Annotated in this window: 17 protein-coding genes and 1 pseudogene; 9 read left to right on the top strand and 9 right to left on the bottom strand. The window is 63.8% G+C overall.

The annotated features are described in order from the left end of the window. Positions 1-727 precede the first annotated feature (727 nt). On the bottom strand, positions 728-1,312 hold the full coding sequence (locus tag AC5Y30_RS21135) for a hypothetical protein (protein ID WP_139813795.1): 585 nt from the start codon (positions 1,310-1,312) through the stop codon (positions 728-730). 287 nt (positions 1,313-1,599) lie between these two features. Here AC5Y30_RS21135 and AC5Y30_RS21130 point away from each other — a divergent pair, with 287 nt between their 5' ends. The 5 genes from AC5Y30_RS21130 to AC5Y30_RS21110 all read left to right on the top strand — a co-directional run bounded on the left by AC5Y30_RS21130 (position 1,600) and on the right by AC5Y30_RS21110 (position 4,029). Then, positions 1,600-1,959 (top strand): hypothetical protein, encoded by a 360-nt coding sequence (locus AC5Y30_RS21130; protein WP_051641682.1) that lies wholly within the window; start codon positions 1,600-1,602, stop codon positions 1,957-1,959. A gap of 401 nt (positions 1,960-2,360) precedes the next feature. Continuing rightward, positions 2,361-2,684, top strand: coding sequence for an ArsR/SmtB family transcription factor (locus AC5Y30_RS21125; protein ID WP_225337318.1), 324 nt, complete (start codon positions 2,361-2,363; stop codon positions 2,682-2,684). Beyond that, positions 2,681-3,169, top strand: coding sequence for an SRPBCC family protein (locus AC5Y30_RS21120; protein WP_225337317.1), 489 nt, complete (start codon positions 2,681-2,683; stop codon positions 3,167-3,169). The genes AC5Y30_RS21125 and AC5Y30_RS21120 overlap by 4 nt, the downstream gene beginning before the upstream one ends. Next, positions 3,166-3,792, top strand: a complete 627-nt coding sequence (locus AC5Y30_RS21115) for a maleylpyruvate isomerase family mycothiol-dependent enzyme (protein WP_225337316.1) — start codon at positions 3,166-3,168, stop codon at positions 3,790-3,792. Before AC5Y30_RS21120 ends, AC5Y30_RS21115 begins: the two co-directional genes overlap by 4 nt. 87 nt (positions 3,793-3,879) lie before the next feature. Continuing rightward, complete coding sequence (locus AC5Y30_RS21110) at positions 3,880-4,029, top strand: hypothetical protein (RefSeq protein ID WP_225337315.1); 150 nt, start codon at positions 3,880-3,882, stop codon at positions 4,027-4,029. Between the two features lie 89 nt (positions 4,030-4,118). On the opposite strand, the gene AC5Y30_RS21105 is transcribed toward AC5Y30_RS21110, so the two are convergent. Both AC5Y30_RS21105 and AC5Y30_RS21100 read right to left on the bottom strand, forming a co-directional pair. Continuing rightward, the gene (locus AC5Y30_RS21105) at positions 4,119-5,600 is read right to left on the bottom strand and encodes a multicopper oxidase family protein (protein ID WP_225337314.1); all 1,482 of its coding nucleotides are present in this window, start codon (positions 5,598-5,600) and stop codon (positions 4,119-4,121) included. A 75-nt stretch (positions 5,601-5,675) separates the two neighbouring features. Next, positions 5,676-6,434: an arsenate reductase/protein-tyrosine-phosphatase family protein gene (locus AC5Y30_RS21100; protein ID WP_225337313.1), complete on the bottom strand. Its 759-nt coding sequence runs from the start codon at positions 6,432-6,434 to the stop codon at positions 5,676-5,678. A gap of 92 nt (positions 6,435-6,526) precedes the next feature. Between AC5Y30_RS21100 and AC5Y30_RS21095 the strand changes: the two genes are divergently transcribed. Both AC5Y30_RS21095 and AC5Y30_RS21090 read left to right on the top strand, forming a co-directional pair. Beyond that, on the top strand, positions 6,527-7,834 hold the full coding sequence (locus tag AC5Y30_RS21095) for an APC family permease (protein WP_225337312.1): 1,308 nt from the start codon (positions 6,527-6,529) through the stop codon (positions 7,832-7,834). A gap of 32 nt (positions 7,835-7,866) precedes the next feature. Then, positions 7,867-8,397 carry a DoxX family protein gene (locus tag AC5Y30_RS21090; protein ID WP_372457216.1) on the top strand — a complete coding sequence of 177 codons (531 nt, stop codon included), beginning with the start codon at positions 7,867-7,869 and terminating at the stop codon, positions 8,395-8,397. A gap of 243 nt (positions 8,398-8,640) precedes the next feature. Here AC5Y30_RS21090 and AC5Y30_RS21085 read toward each other — a convergent pair whose 3' ends face one another. From AC5Y30_RS21085 to csoR, 4 genes are all read right to left on the bottom strand, one after another. Then, complete coding sequence (locus AC5Y30_RS21085; protein WP_225337311.1) at positions 8,641-9,228, bottom strand: hypothetical protein; 588 nt, start codon at positions 9,226-9,228, stop codon at positions 8,641-8,643. Between the two features lie 497 nt (positions 9,229-9,725). Next, positions 9,726-12,089 carry a copper-translocating P-type ATPase gene (locus AC5Y30_RS21080; protein WP_225337341.1) on the bottom strand — a complete coding sequence of 788 codons (2,364 nt, stop codon included), beginning with the start codon at positions 12,087-12,089 and terminating at the stop codon, positions 9,726-9,728. A 55-nt stretch (positions 12,090-12,144) separates the two neighbouring features. After that, positions 12,145-12,441 carry a DUF1490 family protein gene (locus AC5Y30_RS21075; RefSeq protein ID WP_225337340.1) on the bottom strand — a complete coding sequence of 99 codons (297 nt, stop codon included), beginning with the start codon at positions 12,439-12,441 and terminating at the stop codon, positions 12,145-12,147. 86 nt (positions 12,442-12,527) lie between these two features. After that, positions 12,528-12,887, bottom strand: coding sequence for a copper-sensing transcriptional repressor CsoR (gene csoR, locus AC5Y30_RS21070; protein ID WP_225337310.1), 360 nt, complete (start codon positions 12,885-12,887; stop codon positions 12,528-12,530). A 111-nt stretch (positions 12,888-12,998) separates the two neighbouring features. On the opposite strand from csoR, the gene AC5Y30_RS21065 reads away from it, so the two are divergent. After that, positions 12,999-13,754 carry a copper chaperone gene (locus tag AC5Y30_RS21065; RefSeq protein ID WP_499920824.1) on the top strand — a complete coding sequence of 252 codons (756 nt, stop codon included), beginning with the start codon at positions 12,999-13,001 and terminating at the stop codon, positions 13,752-13,754. A 311-nt stretch (positions 13,755-14,065) separates the two neighbouring features. Here the strand turns inward: AC5Y30_RS21065 and arsB are convergent. Together arsB and AC5Y30_RS21055 are read right to left on the bottom strand one after the other, a co-directional pair. After that, positions 14,066-15,588 (bottom strand): annotated as a pseudogene (gene arsB / locus AC5Y30_RS21060) (ACR3 family arsenite efflux transporter). Positions 15,589-15,622: 34 nt separating this feature from the next. Next, positions 15,623-16,093, bottom strand: a complete 471-nt coding sequence (locus AC5Y30_RS21055; protein WP_308012935.1) for an ArsI/CadI family heavy metal resistance metalloenzyme — start codon at positions 16,091-16,093, stop codon at positions 15,623-15,625. A gap of 103 nt (positions 16,094-16,196) precedes the next feature. On the opposite strand from AC5Y30_RS21055, the gene AC5Y30_RS21050 reads away from it, so the two are divergent. After that, on the top strand, positions 16,197-16,556 hold the full coding sequence (locus tag AC5Y30_RS21050; RefSeq protein ID WP_225337308.1) for an Rv2640c family ArsR-like transcriptional regulator: 360 nt from the start codon (positions 16,197-16,199) through the stop codon (positions 16,554-16,556). Positions 16,557-16,562: the final 6 nt, after the last annotated feature.

The following is a 16,562-nucleotide window of genomic DNA, read 5'->3' as shown; positions in this document are numbered from 1 at the left end:
GACTGAATCGGCCCGCGCAACCACGCCAGCAACGACCAGCCCGGAACAGCCCACAAAACCGCGACAGACAACTACCGGACGGCCGAGCACAAGAACCCGTCCACCCGAGGTCTTGCTATCAGCGGAAGTCTACGACGAGCTCTACCGAACCCAGATCGCCGAAAAGAAGGTACGCCGCGGACTCGCCCGAACGATGGGCGCCATCGTCTTGGACGCCATCGAAACCCACGCGACGAAACTGGCGACAACCTGGACTACCCAGCGATACGCCGTAGGGGAGGGCCAACTATTCGAACGCCCGTCCTCGCACGCAGTCCCGCGGCGGCGTCGCCACGCAACCGCTCCACGCACCGTCGTTCTGTCAGGAGTGACAGCCGCAAACGGTCAACGGCTTGACAACCTCGTCGAGGCCTGGGCCGCCGGCACGCGAAGCGCACTCGTGGAACAAGCACTCAGATACGAATTTGGGCTCATCCCGGACTGATTCGCGCGAATTCGCCTGGCTGCGCGTCGCAGCGGGAACAAATTGCTGATCGCATCCTGATAAGTCACATCCGCCCGTCGCGAAGAGCGGGAGCAGCTGTTGACCCGCGAAAGTCCGCTACGGTCAAGTACTTTGCGCGCGAGGGTGACTGTGATTATCCAGCGTGGCGTTAGTCCCGCGGGATCTGTTCACGTCCAGTCGGTTCGGGGAAATCTGGCGCTATTCACCGATTCCCATCGGCGGTCAGATCGCGTTGCGCCCGGGTGGAGTGGCGTCCTCTTTGGGGCCGACGCGCCGCACGCGGGTCCTCAGATCGGGGTCGCTCAGGAAGCCGTCGATGAGCGGAACCGGCCCGCCGACACAGGTCCAGTCGTCGTCCCACAGCGTGGACACCAGCCAGGACCGATCCACCGGGAACATCAGGTCCGGCAGGCGAGTTGACCGCGACGACCATAAGTCGTCGGACCGCCAGCAGGCGGCCTGTTCTGGTCCGGCCTGTACGAGTACATAAGGCCAGTTCGCATACAACGTCACTCTTGGCGCGTCAGGGAAAACGACGTCCGCGGACCCAGTGTCGAGGTAACCAATCCACCACTGTTGATCCGGCGACTGTCTAGTGAGTAGTGCGACGATAGCCTGGTCGTGGCTCTGCTTTTCAGCTTGGGGCTTTGGCAGTAAAACGGTGGCGTAGTCATCGAATATCGGCGGGATCGCCGACGTGATTCTGACGCCGATCGAGGTAGCCGTGGTGATCCATGCGACATCCGCGCGCGTACCAATCGGCCAACTCTTGCCGTCTCGGATGACCGGACTCACCGCGTCGACCAACGCCGATAGTGTGTGTGCACCAAAGCATTATCTGTCGGGACAGTGGAGGTTTGCACCCGAGCCGGCTGCGGGACTGATCTGATCGGCCGGTTTCGGGGGAGATGTCACTCGGAGCACCGATAGTTAAGAGCAGAACCGAGAGGATCCGCAATTGGCCAATGAACAGTCCGCTGAGCCCACATCAGGACGCCATGCATGTTTCGACGCCGGTGTGCGCGCGCCCTACCGCGGGCTCGTGTGCGACCGACGTCACGGGCACTGATCCGGCGAACCGAGGAGCCCCCAACATGGTCGCCACGACCATCACGTTCAGCACCTCCCGAGGGGTCGTCTCGTGGAGTGCGCTCGAGCGGCGCGCAGTTGGGCCGCCCGGCGGGATTGCTGGCGGCTTACTTGGTGGTGAACCAGCCTTGGTCGCTATTGTGCGTGAGATCCTTGCCGGCAGCTTGCCGAAAACAGTGCGCGTGGCAGAGCCCAACCTCGACTATATGTTCACCCGGAACCGCGACACCGCCGCCGACGTGGCCGCCGCGATGCTCGTGGCCGGCAACGGTAGAGGACGGCTTTCCGATACAGGGTGGGAGGTACTGGACGCCGCGATGGAAAGCGACCGCGCTGACGAGGATTTCCGTGGTCTGACGACCTAATTGTCGACCGGGGATTGATCAGCGACGGGGGAGGGGAATCGCCTGACCTACATGGCGGATAGATCGCGGGTGTGCGGGCTGTGGCGCGTTCTACGCATCATCATCGTGTGCGGCATGACGGCCATCGAAATTGGTGAAGGCGCACTGCGGGCCAGGGGTCGGCATGTAGACCGTGGCCGCACATTGTACTGGCGGAGTGCACGTATTCCGAACCTGCGCTATTTGTCTTGCCGATGGCCGCTGAGGTCAGCGGTAGGGATGCAGACATGGGTCAGGTCAAATTATTGATGGCACCGGTGCGGGCATGCGAATGCTGCGACGATTGATCGTGAACACATCCCAATTTAGGCAAGCAAAGTGCGGGATAGCGGAATACATCGGTAAGTGTAGACTTACCGTTTGTGGTTGCTTACGAAGACACTGTCGATGCGTGGGCAGCCCTCGCTGACGGCACCCGCCGAGCGATATTCAAACGCCTTGCCGGTGGGCCGATGGCGGTGGGCGAGCTTGCTCATGGCTTGCCCGTCAGCAGGCCGGCGGTGTCGCAGCATCTCAAGGTGCTGAAATGCGCTGGACTGGTTTCGGATCGCGCTGTGGGAACGCGGCGTGTTTATCAGTTAGACCCCAAAGGCATTGAGGCACTGAGGTCGGAGCTTGACGTGTTCTGGGGCAAGGCTCTCGACGCATACAAACTGATCGCCGATGAAGGGGAGCAAGACGGATGAGCTCATCAAATGTCGAGCCAGTACGGAAGAGCGTTGTTGTCGACGCTGGCGTTGAGCGTGCGTTCACGCTGTTCGTCAGCAAATTCGATGCCATCAAGCCGCGCGAACACAATTTGCTTTCGGTCCCGATTGCCGAGACTGTCTTCGAGCCGCGAGTTGGCGGGCACATCTACGACGTCGGGATCGACGGCAGCCGGTGTGAATGGTCGCGTGTCCTCGTCTACCAGCCGCCGTCTCGCGTCGTGTTTTCCTGGGACATTGGACCAACCTGGCAGCTGGAAAGTGATCCCGCCAAGACCAGTGAGGTCGAGGTGCGTTTCATCGCCGAGTCCGGTGATCGGACGCGGGTCGAGTTGGAGCATCGACACCTTGATCGCCATGGCAGCGGCTGGCGCACCGTCGCGGACGGAATTGACGGCGAAGCGGGCTGGGCGCTTTACCTGAGCCGCTATGTCGAGACTGCGATGACGGAGGCTTCGCGATGAGCGCCGATGAGAAGTCCCTCATGGCCATGGCCTATGACGAGCGGGCCGACCTGGCCTCGTTCCTTACAACGCTCACCCCGCAGGAGTGGCACGCGCCGAGCCTGTGCGAGGCATGGACGGTGAAGGATGTCGTTGCCCACATCGTCAGCTACGAAGACTTGACCCCCTATGGCTTGATGAAGCGTTTCGCCAAGGGTTGGGTCGTGCATGCCAACGACGTTGGTGTCGAGGAGTTCGCACTCATGTGCCCTCAGGAGTTGATGGAGTTCCTGGGCAGGCATCTCCGTCCGCGAGGACTTACCGCTGGCTTTGGTGGGATGATTGCGCTCGTTGATGGAACTGTCCACCACCAGGACATTCGCCGAGCACTCGGCTATCCGCGCACCGTGCCCGTTGATCGACTGGAACGAATTCTGCCGCTGGTGCCTGGAAACCCACGACTAGGCGCAGGGCGGCGCGCCCGAGGACTCTGCCTCAAGGCCACCGACGTCGCCTGGCGGCACGGCAACGGGCCAGAAGTCAGCGGCACCGGAGAAGCCCTGTTGATGGCGATGACAGGTCGCAAAGAAGCCGTCTATGAACTCGTTGGGCCAGGACAGGCCACGATGGCCGAGCGGATGTGACGCAACCAATTCCACGTGTGACTCCCGACGGCGGTTCTCATGGTCCCGCCATCACTCGCCACGCGATTAACCAAAGGAGGCGAGGCATTGACTACCGCAACGACCGGCGAAGCACGCGTCGAGATCGACGCAGCCCAACTGGCGGTCTACCACCTCATTAGCGACATCACGCGCATGGGCGACTGGAACTGGGACCTGGCGATGGACTGTCGATGCCCTCACGAACAGAGCGCATGAGATGTCCCGCTCACCTAGCTCGAATGGTGGTCACTACCTTGACAACGCGGCGCAGGCGACTTCCTTTGAATTTCGTGCCCGATCGACGGTTAGGCGACCTTCAGCAATGTCATGAGGCCGTAGTCCATGTGTATCTGTTGGTGGCAGTGCAGAAGCGACAGCCCGGGTTGGTCGGCGACGAAGTCGATGTCCATGGTTTGGTAGCCGCCCAGTATCGCGACGTCTTTGTGTATGCCGGCGGTGGGTGTGCCGGCGATGTGGGTGATTTCGAAGGTGTGCCGGTGTAGGTGCATCGGGTGGAGGTCGTCGGTGGCGTTGCGAAAGCGCAACCGGTATCGCTTGTTCTGGTTCAGTTCGAGTACAGGCTTGTTGGTGTCCATGGAAAACGGTGTGCCGTTGATCGTCCAAATGTTGAAGCCGTTATCGGCAGCATTGCGTTTCTCGATCAGCATGTCGATGGTGTGATCGGGTGGGGTCGCAGGCGTCGGGTTGGGTGCCGCGAACAGACGGTAATCCCACTTGAAGGGTGGCGCCGGTGCCCATTGCGGATCCCCGCGACGCCCGGCGTATTCCACTACGACACCCATGCCGTGTCCACGGTCATCGTCGGACAGATCGCCCAGCACCCACACGCCCGGGTTGGCCATATTCACGATGGCCGAGATTCGTTCGGCAGCCCCGAGCCAGAGCACCGGTACGGGGGCGGGGTTAGGCACCGGATTGCCGTCCAGTGAGATGACGTTGAAGGTGTGTCCGGGCAGTGCGAGGCTGCGGTTTTCGGTGGCGCTGCCGTTAAGAACATGAAGCAATATCCGTTGACCGGTTTGCACCCGGATCGGATCGCCGTGGCCGAGCATGCGCCCGTTGATTGCAAATGCCCCGTAGCCGACCTCGTAGCCGTGGGGGGCACCCTGGGCAAGTGAGGCGCTCATGGCCGATTCGCCTTTCGCCTTAAGGTCGGGATCCTCCTCGCCGGCGAGGAAGTCGTTGGCCATGTCACCACCGCTGCTGAACGTGGGGTCAAACTCTTTGAGCGTCAAGAAGATCTCTTTGTCGTACGCGCCGGGGTTTTGCTTGGGTTCGATATAAACCGGGCCCACGAGTCCGCTGTACTGGCCACGGGACAGGTCGGCGCCCGGGACCACGTGGGTGTGATAGAACCGAAAGCCCGCCGGGTCGGGCACAAAGGAAATGCGCCGCATCCCGTGAGCGGGGATGTAAGGAGTGCCTTCCTCGGCGGCGCCGTCGACGTCGGCGTCGAGGTGCTGGCCGTGCCAGTGGAGCTGTTCGGGTGTGTCGGTGTCGTTGTAGATGTCCACCCATGTCCGTTGGCCCTCTTTCAGCCGCACCAGCGGACCGGGGAACTGACCGTTATAGACGACGGTTGACACGATCTGATCAGGGGCCAATTCGACTGTGCCGGTGGCGATTCGTAGTGTGTAGTCAGGTTTGCCCGTGGGCGGGGACGGCGGCGAGGGTCGAGAACAGGCGATACCGCCGACTGTGGCGCCAGCGCCGCCGAGTACGGCCAGGCCGCTGTATTTGAGGAAATCGCGTCGATCGACCGGCACGGGTTCGGCTCCTTTGCGGTTGGTCAGCAATAGGATTTGTTGTCTACCAGGTCCTTTGACGTGGTCGCCACTCATTCACTTCATCGCGGCGTTGGTGTGGTGCGCCAGAGTGGGTAGCAGGTATTGGATGCGGGTATCAATTTCGTTCGCTACACCGCGGAATTGCGTGTAATGCGTGCGGCCGCTGTCGTTGGAAGCGGCCGGGTCGGGAAGGCTCCAGTGCATCGTTGGGGCCGGCCCCTTCTCGCGCACATATTCATATACCTTGTCGCACAGAGTGATTACGTGATCGAAGGGCGGCCTGGTCATTGCAGTCAGCGGGTGCGGACGTTCCTTGCTGAGGTCGATGCCGTAGTCCTCACGCATGACTCGCACCGCGTACTGGTGGATCTGTGCCTTGGGGTGACTGCCAGCACTTGCCACCCTGATCGGGCTATGGCTGCGGTGCCGCAGGAGCGCCGCGGCCATTGGTGAGCGAGCGCTGTTGCCGGTACACAGAAACAGGACCGATTCCCTCGCCGTTGTGCTGGCGGCTGTGGATGCCAGCGCCGGATGCAGTGCGTCAGCGGCCTCGCCGAACGCGGCCGCGCACCGGGGCAAGTTCAGGTGGTAATAGCTGTCGCGGCCGTCGAAGGCGCTGCGCCGCGAATCGACCAGCCCGGCCCCTCGCAGCAGCCGCAGGTGGTAGGAGACCAGGTTCTGCGGCTCATCGACGGAGGTGGCCAGCTCGCGGACTCGGCGGTCACTAGCTGCAAGCTCGGCTAGCAGCGCCCAGCGCAGCGGGTGAGACGCCATCTGCATCAGTAGTGGAACCTTGAGCCGATCAGTGGCCACCCGGCGACGATACATCAATTGAGTTTGATATATTTCGGCGTCGGTGGACGTGTGCCCGTCATGTTCGATCCCAGCAAATATGAGGTGAACCCGTGCCAGACCGCCGCTGCCCGAACTCCGCCGCCGGTAACGCGACACCCGATGAACTGCAGCGAAGCCTGGGGGTGTTCGACGCGGTAGTGATCGGGTTGGGGTCGATGCTCGGCGCCGGGATTTTCGCCGCCCTGGCACCGGCAGCGCGTGCCGCCGGCTCGGGGTTGCTGCTGGGTTTGGCGGTGGCAGCTGTTGTGGCGTATTGCAATGCCACCTCCTCGGCGCGGTTGGCGGCCCTCTACCCGGCGTCCGGCGGAAGTTATGTGTACGGCCGCAAGCGCCTGGGCGATTTCTGGGGATATCTGGCCGGTTGGGGGTTTGTCGTCGGCAAGACTGCCTCGTGCGCAGCGATGGCGCTGACGGTGGGCGTGTATGTGTGGCCGTCGCAGGCTCATGCGGTGGCCGCCGCCGCGGTCGTGGCGCTGACAGCGGTGAATTACGCCGGAGTGCAGAAGTCGGCCTGGCTGACCCGCATCATCGTCGCGTTCGTGCTGGCGGTGCTGGCCTCGGTGGTAGTCGCCGCGTTCACGTCCGGCACCACGACCGTGGATCGACTGGACCTGGCGGGCGTCACCCTGGGGGGTGTGGTGCAGGCCGCGGGCCTATTGTTTTTCGCTTTCGCCGGCTATGCGCGCATCGCAACGCTGGGCGAGGAGGTGCGCGATCCAGCGCGCACCATCCCACGGGCAATTCCGCTGGCGCTGGGTATCACCTTGGTCGTGTATGCGCTTGTGGCCGCGGCGGCGTTGGGCGTATTGGGGCCTCAGCGTCTCGCCGGAGCCAGCGCGCCGCTATCTGACGCGGTGCGGGCGGCGGGGGTGAGTTGGCTTGTGCCCGTGGTGCGGGTGGGTGCGGCGGTGGCCGCGTTGGGCTCATTGCTGGCGTTAGTCCTGGGGGTCTCGCGCACCACGTTGGCCATGGCCCGCGACCACCACCTGCCCCACGCGCTGACCTTCGTGCACCCCAAATTCAAAGTGCCACACCGAGCCGAACTTCTGATCGGTGTCGTGGTGGTGATATTGGCCGCGACCGCCGATGTGCGCGGCGCCATTGGTTTTTCCTCCTTCGCGGTACTGATCTACTACGCGGTCACCAACGCCTCGGCGTTCACCCTCAGCCCCGATGAGGGCCGCCCACTGAGGGCGATTCCCGTGATCGGCCTCGTCGGCTGTGTGGTTTTGGCGTTGGCACTGCCGCTGTCATCGGCGCTTGCCGGCGCGGCTGTACTGGCGATCGGAATCGCCGCCTACGCAATTCGGCGCCTCCTCGCCCACCGGCGCAGCGGAGCTGATCCTGTCCGACGGTGACCCGCATACCTCCCAAGCAGCCCGGAGACCGAGTGAAGAATCCCGTTGCGGGAGAAAGGAAATCGGACATCATGCAACCGATACCGTGGCCCAATCGACTCCTGTGTACCCGCGCCCCGGCCGCGGTGGCTCTCATTCGTCTCTACGTCGGCCTGGTGTTCGCCTGCGAAGGCGTGCTGAAGTTTTTGCGACCCGCCTCACTGGGAACCGGCAGATTCAACAAAGTGGGGATACCTCAGCCGGCGTTCTTCAGCACCCTCGATGGGGTATTCGAGATTGGCTGCGGCGCGCTCATCCTCATCGGCCTGCTCACTCGATTAGCCACGGTTCCAATGATTGTCGACATGCTTGGGGCACTATTCATCACGAAAGTGCCGATCTTCTGGGGACGGGCCCCGCTCTTCCGTGGCGAACACGGCTGGTGGGACTTCATCCATGAATCCCGAGTCGACCTAGCGCAGCTGTGCGGCAGCCTCTTTCTTCTCATGGTCGGTGCTGGCGCAATATCACTGGATGCTCGCCTGGCTCACCGCGCCACCGTAGTTCCCGTCCGCTCCGGTTGACACCGCATTCACGGACCAAGGGAGACGGCACTGAGCCGTTCAAGGCCATGGGCACCTTCACAATTCGAGTCCATACTCCCGGTCGCGGCTGCGTTGGCGTGCGGCAGCCTGCTCTGTGGTGGCACCGAAGCGAGGGTAGGCGGCTTCGCGGACACGTGCTTGAGCGGTGTGTTCACCCCAGGCCTGCTATTGGACCGCATTTCACCTAAGGGGGATAACGAGATTCGGCGGTGTTGCCGGCCACTATGGTCGTCCGCGGGGTCCCATCATGCCACCAGGTCCCATCATGCCACCAGGTCCCATCATTCCGCCCATCATGGTTTGCATCATTGCGGGCATGCCGTCGCGTACGAACCCGCTGACTTCACGGGCATGGTTGCGGATGGCGTCGGTGAGGGCGGGGTCGTCGGAGGTTTCCTCGGCGATGACGCCGGTGGGCGTGAGCGTGAGCTGGCGGCGGTAGCCGCCGGCGTTGCGGAATAGTGTTGGCAGGCTTTGGCTCATGCACATGACTTCGGAGTCCTGGTCGAGGTGGGAGTACATGCTGGAGACATGTGCGTGCAGTTGCGCGGCGAGATCGGCAGCGTTCGTTTGGGTGGTGGTGCGCACGCCGCCCGGGATTTCCTCGACGGTGCGGGTGATCTCAGTGTGTCGGTTGAACATGTCCATGTACAGGCTCATGTCGGCCGGACTCGCGCCCATCATGCCACCGTCGGTCAGGCGGATGCGCAGGCCGGGTGAACCAAGGATTCCGCGCAGCGCGTACCCGATACCCATCACGGCGCTAGCACCGAGCGCAGCCAGTGCTGCTCGCCGAGTGAATGTCGCCATGCCATAACCTCCTAGGCACCGTGATCCCGTGTCTGCGGCGAATGAGCTTGGCGCTCAAGGCTGCCCGGGCAGCTACATCAATCGGCGGTAAAAGTCGTCGTCGCCGCTTCCGCATTCCGCAACGTGGGTTGAGACCGTGCCGTCGGGGCGGGGGTGGGTGGCGCGCGTCGGGACAGGTGGATCGTTTGGCTGCCTGGCGGCAATGCGGACCGCCAGGACTATGGCGGTCACGAGGGCGCCCCATAACGCCACCATCAACGGAATGTTGACGAGCACGCTGCACCAGCCCGAGCCAGGTCCGCCGTACCACGTCATCATCGCAGTGCCTCCCATCGTTGGTGACCGGTTGTGGTGTTAGGTATCGGTGTGCACCGTCGCCACACCGAAGGGTGATCTGCGGCATGGCCGAAGGCTGAAATAGCCTCTGATGCACGCAAATCCGTTGGTCGTGTCATCGCTTTCTCCGATTCGGGGACGATTACTGCGCCGGTCTGAAACTATTGAGTCAATGCCGGTGCAGGCGCACGGTGCGGGGCCGGATCTGGTTGCTGTCCGGTGTTGCGGCCGAAGCGCCGTAGCCGCAGCGAGTTGGTCACCACACTGACTGAAGAGAACCCCATCGCCGCACCCGCGATGACGGGGTTGAGCAAGCCGAATGCGGCAAGGGGGATCGCGGCGGTGTTGTAGCCGAAGGCCCAGCCCAGGTTTTGATAGATGGTGCGCAGGGTCTGCCGGGATAGCTCGATGGCCTGCACGACGCCGTCGAGTCGTCCGGACATCAGCGTGATGTCGGAGGCTTCGATGGCCACGTCGGTGCCGGTGCCGATCGCGATGCCCAGATCGGCTTGCACCAGCGCGGGGGCGTCGTTCACGCCATCGCCCACCATGGCAACCACCCGGCCCTCGTCCTGCAGGGCCCGGATCGCGGTGACCTTGTCTTCCGGTAACACCTCGGCCAGCACACGGTCGATGCCAACCTGCCCGGCGATGGCGGCCGCGGTGCGGGCGTTATCGCCGGTGATCATGGCGACGTGTAGCCCCATGGCGTGCAGCCGGGCGACCACGTCGGCGGCGTCGTCTTTAACCGTGTCGGCCACCGCGAGCACCCCCACAACCTGACCGTCGCGGCCGACGAACACCGCGGTGCGGCCCCGTTCTTCGAGCTCTGCGGCCGCCGCCCCAAGATGCTCGGGCAACTCCAGATCGTTTTCGTCGATGAGCTTGCGCCGCCCGACCAGCACGGTGTGGCCGTCAACCTCGGCGCGCACGCCGTGGCCAGCCAGGTTGGCAAACTCTGCGGCGGCCGGGATCTTCAACCCGTGTTCGCGTGCACCGGCCACGATGGCCGCGCCGATCGGGTGTTCGGAGCCCGACTCGACCGCGGCGGCCAGCCGCAGCACCAGATTAGGCTGGCGGCGCTTGCCGGCAATGACATCGGTGAGCCGCATCTGGGCGCGGGTGAGGGTACCTGTCTTGTCGAACACCACGGTGTCGATCTTCTTGGAGGCTTCCAGCACCTCACCGCCTTTGACCAGGATCCCCAAGTCGGCGCCCCGGCCGGTGCCGACGGTGATCGCGGTGGGGGTGGCCAGGCCCAGCGCGCACGGGCAGGCGATGATCAGCACCGCGACCGCCGCGGTCATGCCCGCGACCGGGTTGGCGGCCAGCAGTGTCCAGCCGACAAACGTCAAGGCGGCAACCCCTACGACGGCGGGCACGAACACCGCTGAGACCCGGTCGGCCAGCCGCTGCACCGGGGCCTTGCCGCCCTGCGCCTGCTGCACCAGACGCACGATCTGGGCTAGCGCGGTATCGGCCCCGACCGCGGTGGCGCGCACGGTCAGCACACCATCGGTGTTGACGGTTGCCCCAGCGACATGGTCACCCACCGCCTTTTCGACCGGGACGGATTCGCCGGTAAGCATCGACTCGTCGACCGCGGCGCGCCCCTCGGTGACCTGACCGTCGACCGGGATCTTCTCTCCCGGGCGCACCCGCACCAGGTCTCCGACATGCACCCGATCAACTGGCACGAGGAGTTCTTGGCCATCGACGAGCAGGCAGGCTTCCTTGGCGCCCATCTCGAGGAGCTTGCTAATCGCCTCGGAGGCTTTGCCGGTGGCGGTGGCCTCAAAATAGCGGCCCAGCACCACGAACGCGATGATCAACGCTGCGGTGTCGAAAAACAGTGGCCCACCGGCGAACAACTCATAGGTGGAGTAGAAAAACGCGGTCAACGTGCCCAGCGCGATCAGCGTGTCCATATTCGCCGACCCTGCCCGCGCCTGCCGCACCGCCCCGGTGAGGAACGGCCACCCAGCCACGAATTGCACCGGGACCGTCGCGGCAAACGCCACCCACCCCGCCCACGGATAAGCGCCGAACAACATCGGCGCAGCCATCGCCAGCAGCCCCAACGGCAGGGCTAGCCACAGCCGTCGCAGCCACGTCCGGCGCTGACGCCGATTCTCCTCGCGCGGCGATAGCTGGCCGCAGGTGGCCGAACCCGACCCGCAGCTACCGCCACTGTCGACCTCCGGCGGGCGGGCTTGCACGCCACGGCGCAGGCCGAATAGCGCCAGCCCAATCCCGCTGGCAATTCGTCGCACCACACCGATGCGGCCGACATCAGCTGAGTGCGGGTCGCGCGCAGGTATCGACGCGGCGGGGATGTGCTGGGCGTCAGCAATCGCCGCCATCACGGCGGCGGTATCGCAACTGTCGGGTGAATACAAGACCACTACCGAGGCCGTGCGCGGATACGCTTGCACAGCTTGCACGCCGGCCACCGTGGCAACCGTCTCCTCGATCGCCACAGCCCGCACCGTGTCGACGCGAAACCCGGTGACGTGCACCCGCATTCGCCCGCACGCGTCGGAGACGACTTTCAGCGTGAGATCGGCGCCGGTCGCAGTGTCAGTGGTCATCGTTGTTGCTCGAGTCCACCACCGCTACCGGTGGGACGTCGTCCCCGAGGCGTTCTTTGGCCTCGGCGATCACGTCGGCGGCGGTGAGTCGAGCCCGCTCAGCGCTCTCGCCGGCCTTGCGCTCGGCCTCACGGCCAACACGGATCCCCCAGGCGGTCACGGTGACGGTGGCCCCACGCAACGGAATCTTGGCCACCCCTTTGCGCAGCACCTCGTAGGCCGCAACCCCGACCGCGCCGGTGACCACGGTGGGCACCGCCTTAGCCATCAATCCATGTAACGCCAACATCTTCAACGCTCCCTTGTCATCTCATCGCACCGCCGCAGCGCGGCGTGTCCTAGCTACTGTCCGACACGAAAATATGGTGGCCGTTACTTCGGGCTGCCCACCGTGGCCGGTTCTTGACCGTTAGGTTCACCGACCGCCGCACCGCCGATCTGGGCCTGCGGGCCGGTCAGCGCCGGGGTGAACTTGACGGCATCAACCAGCTCGTCGATGGCCGCTTGCCCGCGGCCATCGAGCACCGCCGACGAAAAACACGTCTCCAAGTGGTTGTGCAACATCACCCGATTGGCACGCTCCAGCGAGGACTGCACCGCGGAGATCTGCTTCATCACGTCCACGCAGTAAGCGTCGGATTCCAGCATCCGAATGATCCCGTCAAGGTGCCCGCGAACCGTCTTGAGCCGATTTAGCGCCGCATGCTTTTTCGCTGTCAATTCCTCGCTCATAACCGCCTCATCACTCCCATCGACACCGGACGTAACGAATCATACCCCACCCCACCCCGGGTGGGTAGTGCAAGATCGTATTCTGGGCACCAACCCGAAGGGAGTCGCTACGTGGACAATGGCCAAGGACGTGGGCGATTGTGGACCGATATCTGGTTGCCGGCAGTGCTGCTGGGTGTGGCAGGCCTGGGCTGGTGGTGGTCAGTAGTCAGCGCCGCGGGCATGCGCGGCGACACCATGCCGATGGACGCCCGATCGACGATGTCGTTGGCCGCGTTCCTGATTGCGTGGGTCGCCATGATGGCGGCGATGATGCTTCCCGCGGCCCTACCCATGGTTGGCCGGTATGCCCGCGCCGCGGCTGGCAACACCGCTGCAGCGATCATCTTTGTGGCCGGCTACCTGGCCGTGTGGACCGTCGTGGGCATCCCGGCCTTTGTGGCCTCGACTTACCTGAACCCGGTGCTCCACAGTTGTCCGTGGGTCGGGCGGGTCGCCGGCGCGGTGGCGCTGGGCGCGGGGATGCATCAGCTCAGCTCGTTCAAGGCGACCTGTCTGCGCCACTGCCGCCGGACCACGTCGCGGTCCGGGGGGTCAGACGACAACCTCAACAGTCCTGCCCGGGCGTTGCTTGCCGGAAGCCGCTACGGCATCTACTGTCTGGGTTCTTGTTGGATGCTGATGGTGGTGCTGATCGCTTTTGGCACAATGCAATTGGCGTGGATGCTGGCGCTCTCGGTTGTCATCTGGCTGGAAAAAGTGGCCCCTTACGGCGATCAGCTTCGCCGTCTGACAGCCGCCATACTCGTCGTTCTCGGTGTTGCGCTACTCGTGCACCCCACGTTTGTCACCCACCTCATATCCTAAGGCGGCGCGGCCTTGGTCAAGTACTTTGATTTCGGCTGTGAGCTCGGTCCACTCTGAAGCGGGTGCATGCCCACGACCGGTCTCGCGCGACACCACCATTAGTGCCCAAACATCCGCGACCACCCGGACTGCACACACCCCAAACACCCACGCCCCCTCGGGCGCCCGAGCTTTGGGACAGTCCAGTAGGACCATCGAGATGATGCCGCGAGCACAACGCTTTTCCGCTTAAGCGCCGGTCGCCACGAGTGTCCGCGACGGGCCGCCGCGGGGTTGTGTCTGGCGCCCGAACGCGACGGGCCGCCCGGTGTTTACGCCGTGTTGGTGGTCGGGAGGAGTTCGGCGATGAGTGCCCGGACGTGTTCGGCGATCTCGTCGCGGATGTGGCGCACGGTCGCAAGCGGTTGGCCCGCTGGGTCGTTAAATTTCCAGTCGCGGTAGGCGACTCCGGGGAAGTAGGGGCAGGTGTCGCCGCAGCCCATGGAGATCACGATGTCGCTGGCTTGCACCGCGTCGGGAGTGAGGATTTTGGGGCTGGCTACGGTGATGTCAATGCCGATTTCCGCCATCGCTGTGACCGCGGCGGGATTGATCTGGTCGGCGGGTTCGGTTCCCGCGGAACGGACCTCGATGCGATCACCGGCTAGGTGGGTCAGTAACGCGGCGGCCATTTGGGAACGACCGGCGTTGTGCACGCAGACGAACAAAACGCTGGGTGTGCCGCTCATCAGTGAGCGCTCCTGGAGGTCTCAGCGACGGCTGATCGTGTGGGAAATACGCGTGGTCGCAGCGCCAATGACACATAGACCAGGGCGACGAGCACGGGCACTTCGATCAGGGGTCCGACGACTCCGGCCAGGGCTTGTCCGGAGGTGGCTCCGTAGGTGGCGATCGCGACCGCGATGGCTAGTTCGAAGTTGTTGCCGGCTGCGGTGAACGCCAGGGTGGTGGTGCGCTCATAGCCCAGCCCGAGTGTGGCGCCCAGCAGGTAGCCGCCGATCCACATGATGGCGAAGTAGGCCAACAGTGGCACTGCGATGCGGGCGACATCCCATGGCCGGCTGGCGATTTGATGCCCTTGTAGGGCGAACAGGATCACGATGGTGAACAGCAGCCCGTAGAGTGCCCAGGGCCCGATTGTGGGCAGGTAGCGGGTTTCATACCAGGTGTGGCCCTTGGCTTTTTCGCCGAATCGTCGGGACAGGTAACCGGCTGCCAGGGGGATGCCCAGGAAGATGAGCACGGATTTGGCGATCTGCCCAGGTGAGGTGGAGATGGTGGTTTGGGGCAGGTGCAGCCATCCGGGCAGTACTGAGAGGTAGAACCAGCCCAGGGCGGCGAACATGAAGACCTGGAAGATCGAGTTCAACGCAACCAGCACGGCGGCGGCTTCGCGGTCTCCGCAGGCCAGGTCGTTCCAGATGATGACCATCGCGATGCAGCGGGCCAGCCCAACAATGATCAGCCCGGTGCGGTATTCGGGTAGATCGGGCAACAGCAGCCACGCCAGCGTGAACATCACCGCAGGGCCCAGCACCCAGTTCAGCAGCAGCGAGCTGACCAGCAGACGCCGGTCGCTGGTGACGGTGTCGAGGCGGTCGTAGTGGACCTTGGCCAGCACCGGATACATCATGATCAACAGGCCCAGCGCGATCGGCAGCGAGATCCCATCGATTTGCACCTTCTGCAGGATGGTGTTGACACCGGGCACCCAGCGGCCCAGCAGCAGCCCGGCGGCCATGGCGACCGCGATCCAGACCGGCAACAGCCGATCCAGCCTGGAAAGCCTTGCCACCGCGTTGGTTTGGGCAGCAGCAGCGGTAGTCTGCGTCATGGAATCGTTCCGTTTACGCAGTCGCAGTCGGCGGTCAGCAGCACGACGTCGCTGCTGCCGCGGTGCCGGCAGTGCTGCTAGCGCAGACACCCGGCCCGCAATCACCGGTCTGAGACTGGCCCGGCCTGGTGCCGAAGGTGTCGGAGTCGGCCAGCACGGTGTAGACCTCCCAGCGCTCGCCACTGGGACCGGTGACCCACACCTTGTCCTGAGTGGCAAAACAGCAGGTGGTGCCGATTTCCTCTTCGGTGAACATCTCAGCTTCGGTGAGCCGGGCGATCTCGGTGTGCACCACCTCGCTGGACTCGACTTCGACACCGAGATGATTCAGCGTCCCACCCTGGCCGGGGTTTTCCAGCAGCACCAGCTTCAGCGGCGGATCGGCGATGGCGAAGTTGGCGTAGCCGGGCTTGCGTTTGGTCGGTTCGGTGTGAAACAGCTTGGAGTAGAACGTGATTGCCTCATCGAGATCGTCAACGTTGAGAGCCAATTGAACCCGTGACATGGCAGCGAACCTCCAAGGTGTGAGACATATATCGAACTAGTGGTCTGGGCCCCAGCATGCCCACCTTTTCGATATATGTCAATCTCTGTGGCAGGATGGTGTGATGCCCAAAGCGTTGCCGGTGATCGATACGACTGCGCCGGTGTGTTGCGCGCCGGTGGCCTCAGGCCCGATCAGCGATGCCGATGCGTTGGCGGTCGCGTTGCGGCTCAAAGCATTGGCTGACCCGGTGCGGGTCAAGATCATTTCGTATCTCTTCAGCTCGTCTGCTGGCGAGGAGATTTCCGGGGAGCTGGCCGCAGTGCTGGATCTCAGTGAGTCCACGGTCAGCCATCATTTGACGCAGTTGCGCAAGGCAGGTCTGGTGATCTCGGATCGGCGCGGGATGAATGTGTTTCACCGGGTGCGCCCGGATGCGTTGCAGGCGTTATGCACTGCGCTGGATCCCACCTGCTGCGCTTAACTGTTG

It is taken from the genome of Mycobacterium sp. NGS27 (assembly GCF_059813005.1).
This window is presented reverse-complemented; position numbering and strand designations above follow the sequence as displayed.

Coding starts and splice junctions, on each gene's coding strand:
- AC5Y30_RS21130 (WP_051641682.1), top strand. CDS start 1,600: ATGGTCGCCACGACCATCACGTTCAGCACCTCCCGAGGGGTCGTCTCG.
- AC5Y30_RS21120 (WP_225337317.1), top strand. CDS start 2,681: ATGAGCTCATCAAATGTCGAGCCAGTACGGAAGAGCGTTGTTGTCGAC.
- AC5Y30_RS21115 (WP_225337316.1), top strand. CDS start 3,166: ATGAGCGCCGATGAGAAGTCCCTCATGGCCATGGCCTATGACGAGCGG.
- AC5Y30_RS21085 (WP_225337311.1), bottom strand. CDS start 9,228: ATGGCGACATTCACTCGGCGAGCAGCACTGGCTGCGCTCGGTGCTAGC.
- AC5Y30_RS21080 (WP_225337341.1), bottom strand. CDS start 12,089: ATGCGGGTGCACGTCACCGGGTTTCGCGTCGACACGGTGCGGGCTGTG.
- csoR (WP_225337310.1), bottom strand. CDS start 12,887: ATGAGCGAGGAATTGACAGCGAAAAAGCATGCGGCGCTAAATCGGCTC.
- AC5Y30_RS21055 (WP_308012935.1), bottom strand. CDS start 16,093: ATGTCACGGGTTCAATTGGCTCTCAACGTTGACGATCTCGATGAGGCA.
- AC5Y30_RS21050 (WP_225337308.1), top strand. CDS start 16,197: ATGCCCAAAGCGTTGCCGGTGATCGATACGACTGCGCCGGTGTGTTGC.